This window comes from Thalassolituus sp. (assembly GCF_034111725.1).
In the GTDB taxonomy this organism is placed as follows: domain Bacteria; phylum Pseudomonadota; class Gammaproteobacteria; order Pseudomonadales; family Oceanobacteraceae; genus Thalassolituus.
Genome location: NZ_JAWUWR010000086.1, coordinates 1 through 8513, shown reverse-complemented (window position 1 = coordinate 8513; position 8513 = coordinate 1). Strand labels below are relative to the sequence as shown.

The window sequence follows — 8513 nt, the reverse complement described above, 5'->3', positions numbered from 1 at the left end:
GAAGGTTCCGTACAAAAAGACGACACAACTCGGCCAAGTACGCACTAAGGCGGCTTGACGCTCTAAGGGCTAGTTGGTATAAATCAACGCTCTTAGATTTCCTGTAGCGAATGCGAGTCGCAGAACAAGAATTAACCATTGTGTACACAATAAGGGGATACGTGTGAACAAGTCTGAATTGATTGACGCTATTGCAGCATCTGCTGACCTGCCTAAAGCTGCCGCTGGCCGTGCTTTAGATGCAATGATTGAAAGCATCGGCAATGCACTTAAAGAAGGTGATCAGGTTGCTCTGGTCGGTTTTGGTACTTTCCTAGTAAAAGAGCGTGCTGCTCGTACTGGTCGTAATCCACAAACTGGCGCACCAATCGAAATCAAAGCGGCTAAAGTACCAGGCTTCAAGCCAGGTAAAGCTCTGAAAGACGCAGTTAACTAAGTTACTGTAAGTAAGAAGCAAAGGGTTTAGGACCGGTAGTTCAGTTGGTTAGAATACCGGCCTGTCACGCCGGGGGTCGCGGGTTCGAGTCCCGTCCGGTCCGCCAGAATGAAAGCGCATCCCTGATGCGCTTTTTTTATGCTGACAACGTTTGTCAGCTTAGGGAGGAATCATGTTACAGACGATGCGCAATAATGCGCAGGGTATGATCGCTAAGGTGATCGTCGGATTTATTATTTTTGTATTCGCGATTTGGGGTGTCGAAAGTATCGTAACCTTAGGTGGCGGTCCTAAGCCTGCAGCTACTGTTGGCGGTGTTGATATTTCTGCCGAAGAAGTTGCTCGTGCAGTGCAGCAGCAGAAAAATGAATTGCGCCGTCAATTCGGTGAGCAATTTGATGAGAATTTATTTAATGATCAAATGCTGCGAGATTCGGCGCTTGAACAATTAATTAATCAAACCGTCGCTAAAGTTCAAGCTGACGATATGGGATTGCGTGCATCGGCTCGTTTGATCGACGAAATGATCGTCGCTACGCCTGCATTTCAGTCAGATGGTGTTTTTGATCGCGAGCAATTTATTAATATCTTGCGCATTAATGGATTGACGCCATTAACGTACCGCGCCCAATTGGCTGAATCTCTGAAAGTAAATCAGGCTCGCGCCGGATTTATACTGTCGAGTTTCACGACGCCGCTTGATGTGAAGCTGCAGCAGGCATTGGCTAACGAGCAGCGTACGATTAGTTATTATTCAGTTAATGCGAAAGATTTAACGGCCTCTATTGAATTGACAGAAGAAGACGTTCAGGCAGCTTATGAAGCTAGTCTGGAAAACTTTATGACGCCAGAAAATGTAGCTATCCGTTATGTTGAAGTTTCACGCGCGAGTATTGAAAAAGACCAAGATGTAACAGAAGACGATTTAAAACTTGCCTACGAGGATCATGTAGCTAAATTAATCGCTGCGGAAGAACGTAGTGCCAGCCATATCTTGTTAGAAATAAAAGATGATCGAGACGAAGCTCAGACGTTGTCACTGGCGAGCGAATTAAAAGCTCGTATTGACGCCGGTGAATCTTTTGCAGTAATCGCTAATGAATATTCAGATGACAAAGGCACGGCCGATGTTGGTGGTGACTTGGGCATTAACTTGCGCGGTACGTTTGATCCGGCTTTTGAAGATGCTCTATATACACTGAATGAAGGTGAGGTTAGCGCTCCGGTAGAAACCGAGTATGGCGTTCACTTAATTCGCGTAGATCACATTAATGTGCAGGAGATTCCGAACCAAGACGCAATTCGTGATGAATTAGCGGCGCAGGTTCGTAAAGAGAAAGCCGGTTTTGCTTTTGCCGAGCTTACTCAGGAATTCTCGAATACCGCATTTTCGGCAGGTAGCATTAATGAGCTAGCGGACGCAATGAATTTAAAGCCTCAAGAAACTGGCTTGTTCACAATGGATAAAGGCGAAGGCGTAGCGGCCGAAGAAAAAGTACGCCGTGAAGCATTTACCGACAACATGAAGCTAGATCGTGAACTTAGCTCTGTTATCGATTTAGATGATCGCGCTATCGTATTTACTGTTAGTGATTATCAAGAGTCGGTTGCGAAGCCTCTAGTTCAGGTTCGTGCTCAGGTTGAAGCACGCTTGACCCGCGAAAAAGCTTTGGCTGCAGCCAATGAACAGGCTCTAGCAATCCTCGCTGGTGATGAGTCTGTAGAATGGCAAACGACAACTGGCACTGTGGCGCAAAACATGGGGGTTGCTCGTGCGGTTCAGCAGCGTGCATTTACGTTAGCTGAAGGCGAGTCGGATGTCGTCGGCCCCCCTGAAGGTTACTCTGTAGTTAAACTTGATAATGTTGATCGCAAAGACTGGAACGACATGGAAGTAACCGAGGAAGCCGCTCAGGCATCTCGTATGCAGCGTAGTCGTGCAGATATGATCAGCTATCAAGCATGGTCTAAGTCGGTAACGGATATTGCTCGTTAACGATTAGATGGTGGTCGATTGGCCACCATACGAATAATAAAAAAGGGGCGATAATGATCGCCCCTTTTTTATTGCCTGCGTAGCTACTCAGGCTTCGTCACTATTGTCTTCCATATCGGCCATGCTCATGGCGCAAGTATTGAAACCACCGTCGACGTAAATGTTTTGTGCTGTAATGCCTGATGCCATATCCGAGCATAAGAAAACGGCGGTGTTGCCGACCTCGGCCGCAGTAATGTTACGCCCTAAGGGGGCGCGTTCGGCATTTCGTTTTAGCATACGGCGAAAGCTTTTAATGCCTGATGCTGCGAGCGTGCGAATAGGGCCAGCAGAGATCGAGTTTACTCGAACATTATCTTTTCCTAGACTACCTGCTAAATAGCGTACAGAGGCCTCTAGGGAAGCCTTGGCAAGACCCATAACGTTGTAGTTGGGCAGCGTTTGCTGCGAGCCATGATAGGTCAGGGTTAACATGCTACCTTGGCGGCCTTGCATTAATGGCTTGGCTTCTTTGGCCATTGCTACAAAACTGTAGGCGCTGATGTCATGAGCAATACGAAAGCCCTCGCGAGTGGTTACATCAATATAGTCACCATCAAGTTCATGAGCGGGCGCAAAGCCGACCGAATGAACAAGAATATCAAGTTCACCCCATTGTTCTTTTAGCGTTGCAAAGACGCTAGCAATTTCTTCATCTGAACCCGCATCGCATGGCAAGCAGATAGTTGAGCCCCATTGAGCGGCCATCTTTTCAACGCGGTCTTTTAGTTTTTCACCCTGATAGGTGAATGCAAGTTCAGCACCTTCACGATGAAAAGCTTCGGCAATAGCGTAAGCAATTGATAATTTACTGGCTACGCCGACAATCAGCGCTTTTTTGCCCGTGAGCATACCCATAATATTTCGTCCTTTTTGCGTAGCCTTATTGTAGGCAATTATTCTAATTTAACGGATGTCCTGTGCTGCTAGGATACACCGATTTGTTGATAGATTAAGTTGTCTTCAGACTCAGACTTATTCTTTATTGTTAAGTTTTTCTTTGTCACTTGATAAATAGAGATTGTGAATGATGGGGGATCTTTCTTCGATCTTCTTATTATCAGATTGCGAGAGTGTATCAGCTCTAAGTTTGCGGTCTATCCAAAACAATCCGCCTGTGACGGGATCAAATGGATCAAATATATCTGAGCTTATCTTCGTCCCAATTGACTCAGGAAGCTTGAGCCATTGCCAATAAGCGTAGCGTTTTATTGGAATGTCGTAGATTATCCATGACGGTCCCGGCTGCTGGTATAAATCAAGTAGTGATTGAAACTGCGTGCTGGCATCGTCTTTTGCTGATGTCTTTAACAAGGCGATGTCAAAATCGTTTGTTTTAAGACGGAATTTCAGTTCTCTTTGATTTACCCAAATAGGATGTAGGCGAACATTGTATTTGACGGGCTTTAATACCAATTCTGCCAACCATGAACCATCCGCGGGATCTGTGTATAGCACGTCAATATCAACTGTCTCTGCAGGTTCTTGAGTGATAAGGTTATTAATTAAAGCATGCATTTCACTCGTGAAAGTCAGCGCCTCGGCTATTGGCAGTCGCGCTATAATCTGGCTTTGTTGTTCCGTTGAGTACTTTGACGAATTAAATACTAAAGCTGCAAATGGGCGCTCGCCTTGATGGGCAAACTGCAAACGGTTGATGTGCTTTGTTAATGTTAGCTTGCGTAGCCATTCTGACTTCCAATTGGCATCATTCGTGGTATTGATCACATCCACTGAACCAATACTGAACTTCGCGGGTGTCTTTGCGGATTGAACTGTTAGCGTAACTTGCTTCGGGTTGAAGCGATAAGCTAAGAATTTTTGTTTGTCGCCCCACCAATTGGGTGTCCTATAAAACGATAACTCGTCTGTGTTGGGATCGCTATTTATTTGGTATGGCCCAGTAACTGGCTCTACTAGCCAATCAAAATCGTAGGGCCATGCTTCACTAGCCTGGTAAAAATGCGATGCTAGTGGGCGAAAATCAAATAAAAAATCGAAGATCGAATTATTCCACTGATAAAAATGCAAGGTGAATTCGCTCGGATTATGAACCGTAATAGACTCGAGTATTTGATTTATATAATTACGCTGATATTCAGTGTCATGTCCGCCTGATGTTAAAAATAATAGGGTATAAATAACGTCGCTGGTTGTTACCGGTACGCCATCTGACCAGCGCGATGATGGATCAATTCTCAGTGTAATTTGCTGTTCTGCTTCGTCTATTGCCCATTCGCTAATCAGCATAGGAATTAACGCATCGGTATTCGGATGGCGTGCCAATAAGGGGATGTGTAATTTACTCAGTGTTTCACTGATTACGGTTGGGGTTTCTGGTCCGAATCTGCGCCAATGATTAATAGGCGAGGGCGTTGTTAGGTGTAAGTGGCCTCCTTGCTTGGCACTTTTATCTGCCCAAATCGGCTGGTCTAAACCGCTACTCCAAACGAGTAAATCTGTGTCTATTGTGTTTTCGTAGTCGAGAGTAATGGCACTGCAGTGCAGTGCCAGCAATTGGACAAGAAGAGCTAAATAGAGGCGAATTGTAATGGCCATCCTAAATTCTATTTTTCCTCTGCTTAAATTGATCGCAAATTTAGCGCGTAACGTCTACGTAAAGGGTCAACTTCTGCCCTGGCTGGATGTATTTTTTACGAACTTCGTTAGAATTCCAGCGTTTTAGATCAGCCATGCTGACATTAAATTTCTGGGAAATTCCTGCCAGTGAGTCGCCATTGCGAACGCGGTAGTTGATTTTCCGTATTACTTCCCGCTTGTTCGATACTTTTTGTTCGCTCCATATGACGAGCTTTTGACCAACTCGTAACGGATCTTTTGGGGCTAAGCCATTCCAACTAGCGAGCTGGCTTACAGTTACATCATGATTGCGTGCAATTTCCCAAAAGCTATCGCCGGATTGAACATTATATTCAATACGTTCGTTGCTGTTTTTGGGTTTACGTAAATTTTTAATCCGTTCCATGCGCTGGCTTAAGCTGTGAGAATACGTATCTTGGCTCTTGAAAGCGCTTGGAATTAATAGCTGCTGACCTGCAAAAATGGTGTTGCTACGTAATTCATTTGCCTGCTGTAGCGCATCCGGTGTCGTGCTGTAACGGCGTGCTATGGTATTTAAGCTATCACCATTTTTAACTTGATAGCGTTGCCAACGCACACGTTCGGATGATGGTAGTTCGGTTAATCGCTGCTCGAATAACTCTTGCTTTTCGATCGGAACGAGTACTTCGTGTGGGCCGGCTGGGCGAGTGGCCCAGCGATTAAATCCTGGATTCAATTTATATACTTCATCGAGATCGGTATCTGCAAGTTCGGCAACTTGGGAAAGATCTATCTGGCCACCGGTATTTACCACTGCGAAATAGGGTTTGTCATCGATAGGTGCTAAGGACAGACCATAACGTTCTGGATACTTAATTAGCTTGGCTAAAGCGATAAGTTTAGGCACGTAAGCCTTGGTTTCGTTGGGTAAATCCAACGACCAAAAATCTGTCGGTAAACCTTTTTCGCGATTTTTACGAATAGCTTTGCGTACTGTGCCTGCGCCTGAGTTATAGCTCGCAAGAGCGAGTAGCCAATCTCCATCGAATTGCCGCTGCAAAGCATTGAGGTATGATAAGGCCGCTTCGGTTGCTGCGCGGATATCTCGACGTCCGTCATGCCACCAATCTTGTTGTAGGCCAAAATCTCGACCTGTTGACGGTATAAACTGCCACACACCGGAAGCGCGACCATGTGAATAGGCAAAAGGATCAAAAGCACTTTCAACGACCGGCAGTAGAGCTAGCTCGCCGGGAACTTCCCGAGCTTCAATTTGTTCGGCGATGAAATAAAGATAGCGAATACCTCTATCGGCTACCCTGTCTATATATTTGGGATGCGATCGATACCAATTGAGTTGTGCTGTGATACGGTCGTTATCAAGCTCAGTATCGAGCTTGTAGGACGCAATGACGCGCTCCCAGATGTTTTCGTATTCGGTCTTCGCTGTTTGGTCAGCTTGCCATTGATCGAGTACTTCTAGCTCTTGCACGGTTTCGCTGTCCACTGGTACTAGCGTCACCGATTGGGTTGTAGAGCAGCCCGCGAAAATCAGGGCAAACAACCATAGTGAGATATGCTTCATGTGATTACAATGCTGTTTTGGTTCTGTCAGTCTAAGTTCCGAACGCACGGCTAGCAAGGTGAAAGGGGCCAAATGAGACACAGTAATCGTATAAAAGTCGAAACACAGCAGTCTTGGCTGCAAAGAAACGATACTCAACGCCTGTTGGCGCTTGAAGGCGGGTGGATAGCCGATTGGATTTGTCAGCTTCATGGACATCAATTGGCCTATGCTGGAGTCGATGATCATCCGCGATTTATGCGCGAAGCGCGTATGCAGCATTGCTTTAGATTGGGTTTGCCGTGGCAGCGTGGTTTGGTTGATGTTCAGGCGCAAATTCAAGATGCGCATTGGCCGTTGGCTGATGAAACGGTCGATGCGGTTATCTTGCAGCATACCTTGGATATGACCAGCCGACCTCATCAAATGATTCGAGAGGCGACCCGCAGTATTGTCCCAAGCGGTTATTTAATCGTTGTTGGTTTTAATCCTCAATCTTGGTGGGGGGCGCTGCGCTGGGTACGAACCTTTTCAGCTGAATTGCCTTGGGTTGCAAATCCAGTTGCGCCTAAGCGGTTAGTCGATTGGTTAACACTGTTAGATTTTCGAATAGAGAGTGTAACTCCAGTTGCCCATAGCTGGCCTTTCAAATTATTTTCAGAGAGTGTCAGTCGCAGGATTGATCGTGTTATGGCAGGTGCCAATTTTCCTTCGGGTAATGTCTATGTATTGGTCGCACGAAAGACCCAAGCAGGCATGACAACAATTCGACCGCGTCGTCGAGCGGCACCGGAGCCGAGATTTGGATTTGCGGTTCCTGCGGCCCGTGTGTCTGAAGATGCTGTATCTAGTCATCCATATCAAACAGGAAGAAAGTGTGAAAGTTGAGTTGTACACCGATGGTGCCTGCAAAGGAAATCCCGGCCCCGGCGGATGGGGAGCCTTGCTGCGTTATGGTGATAAAGAAAAAGAATTGTGCGGTGGTGAGTCTAATACCACCAATAACCGTATGGAATTGATGGCTGTTATAGAAGGCTTAAAAGCATTGAGTCGCTCGTGCGAAGTAATTCTCACCACAGATTCTAAGTATGTAATGCAGGGCATTAACGATTGGCTTGCTGGCTGGAAACGTAACGGTTGGAAAACTGCTGCGAAAAAGTCCGTAAAAAATCAAGACTTATGGCAAGCCCTAGATGAGCAGTGTGCTCGTCATAAAATAGAATGGCGTTGGGTAAAAGGTCATGCGGGACACGCTGAGAATGAGCGGGCCGATGAGTTGGCTAATCGTGGCGTTGAAGGGGTTAAGCAATGAGACAAGTTGTACTAGATACCGAAACCACAGGTATCGGTGAAGGGCATCGGATTATTGAAATTGGCTGTGTTGAAGTAATAGAACGCAAATTGACCGGTCGCCATTTTCACGTTTACGTCAACCCCGATCGAGCTATTGATGCTGAGGCTGTTGAAGTTCACGGCATTACCAATGAGTGGTTGAATGAAACAGGTGCCCCTTTGTTTGGGCAAGTCGCCGATGATTTTCGCGAATTCATCGCCGGTGCTGAACTCGTCATACATAACGCAGCGTTTGACGTCGGCATGATGGACGCCGAATTTAAGCGGTTGAATATGCCTTTAACTCGCACCTTTTGTGGCGTGCTCGATACGCTGCTGATGGCACGTGATTTACATCCGGGGGCGCGCAACAGCTTGGATGCCTTGTGCAAACGTTATGGTATTGATAACAGTCATCGGGAGCTTCACGGGGCGTTGTTAGATGCTGAGATTCTTGCTGATGTTTATCTGATGATGACGGGCGGGCAGACGGATCTGGCGCTGGCGGTAGAAGAGCAACAAGAGCAGCAAGAAGTTGTTATTGATATTAGTGATATTGATTTATCAACAACGGAACTGGCTGT

The 8513-nt window shown here is 46.2% G+C and carries 8 protein-coding genes and 1 tRNA gene; 6 read left to right on the top strand and 3 right to left on the bottom strand.

The features are described from left to right. The first annotated feature begins 163 nt into the window (after positions 1-163). The 3 genes from UXZ23_RS15125 (at position 164) to UXZ23_RS15115 (ending at position 2432) form a co-directional block, all read left to right on the top strand. Complete coding sequence (locus UXZ23_RS15125; protein WP_015486995.1) at positions 164-436, top strand: HU family DNA-binding protein; 273 nt, start codon at positions 164-166, stop codon at positions 434-436. Positions 437-465: 29 nt separating this feature from the next. After that, positions 466-542: transfer RNA gene (locus tag UXZ23_RS15120), tRNA-Asp, on the top strand. 66 nt (positions 543-608) lie between these two features. Next, positions 609-2432, top strand: a complete 1824-nt coding sequence (locus UXZ23_RS15115) for a SurA N-terminal domain-containing protein (protein ID WP_320821372.1) — start codon at positions 609-611, stop codon at positions 2430-2432. A gap of 87 nt (positions 2433-2519) precedes the next feature. Here the strand turns inward: UXZ23_RS15115 and UXZ23_RS15110 are convergent, their stop codons facing one another. The 3 genes from UXZ23_RS15110 to UXZ23_RS15100 all read right to left on the bottom strand — a co-directional run bounded on the left by UXZ23_RS15110 (position 2520) and on the right by UXZ23_RS15100 (position 6618). Further along, positions 2520-3329, bottom strand: coding sequence for an enoyl-ACP reductase (locus UXZ23_RS15110; RefSeq protein ID WP_320821371.1), 810 nt, complete (start codon positions 3327-3329; stop codon positions 2520-2522). Positions 3330-3446: 117 nt separating this feature from the next. Beyond that, positions 3447-5030 carry an ABC transporter substrate-binding protein gene (locus UXZ23_RS15105; protein WP_320821370.1) on the bottom strand — a complete coding sequence of 528 codons (1584 nt, stop codon included), beginning with the start codon at positions 5028-5030 and terminating at the stop codon, positions 3447-3449. Between the two features lie 40 nt (positions 5031-5070). Next, entirely contained in the window at positions 5071-6618 is a 1548-nt protein-coding gene (locus tag UXZ23_RS15100; protein WP_320821369.1) for a LysM peptidoglycan-binding domain-containing protein, read from the bottom strand. A gap of 72 nt (positions 6619-6690) precedes the next feature. Between UXZ23_RS15100 and UXZ23_RS15095 the strand changes: the two genes are divergently transcribed. The 3 genes from UXZ23_RS15095 to dnaQ form a co-directional block, all read left to right on the top strand. Next, positions 6691-7485 carry a class I SAM-dependent methyltransferase gene (locus UXZ23_RS15095; RefSeq protein ID WP_320821368.1) on the top strand — a complete coding sequence of 265 codons (795 nt, stop codon included), beginning with the start codon at positions 6691-6693 and terminating at the stop codon, positions 7483-7485. Next, positions 7436-7909, top strand: a complete 474-nt coding sequence (rnhA, locus tag UXZ23_RS15090; RefSeq protein WP_320821367.1) for a ribonuclease HI — start codon at positions 7436-7438, stop codon at positions 7907-7909. Before UXZ23_RS15095 ends, rnhA begins: the two co-directional genes overlap by 50 nt. Continuing rightward, the coding region (gene dnaQ, locus UXZ23_RS15085) for a DNA polymerase III subunit epsilon (protein WP_320821366.1) at positions 7906-8513 on the top strand (608 nt) is incomplete at its 3' end. The genes rnhA and dnaQ, both read left to right, overlap by 4 nt.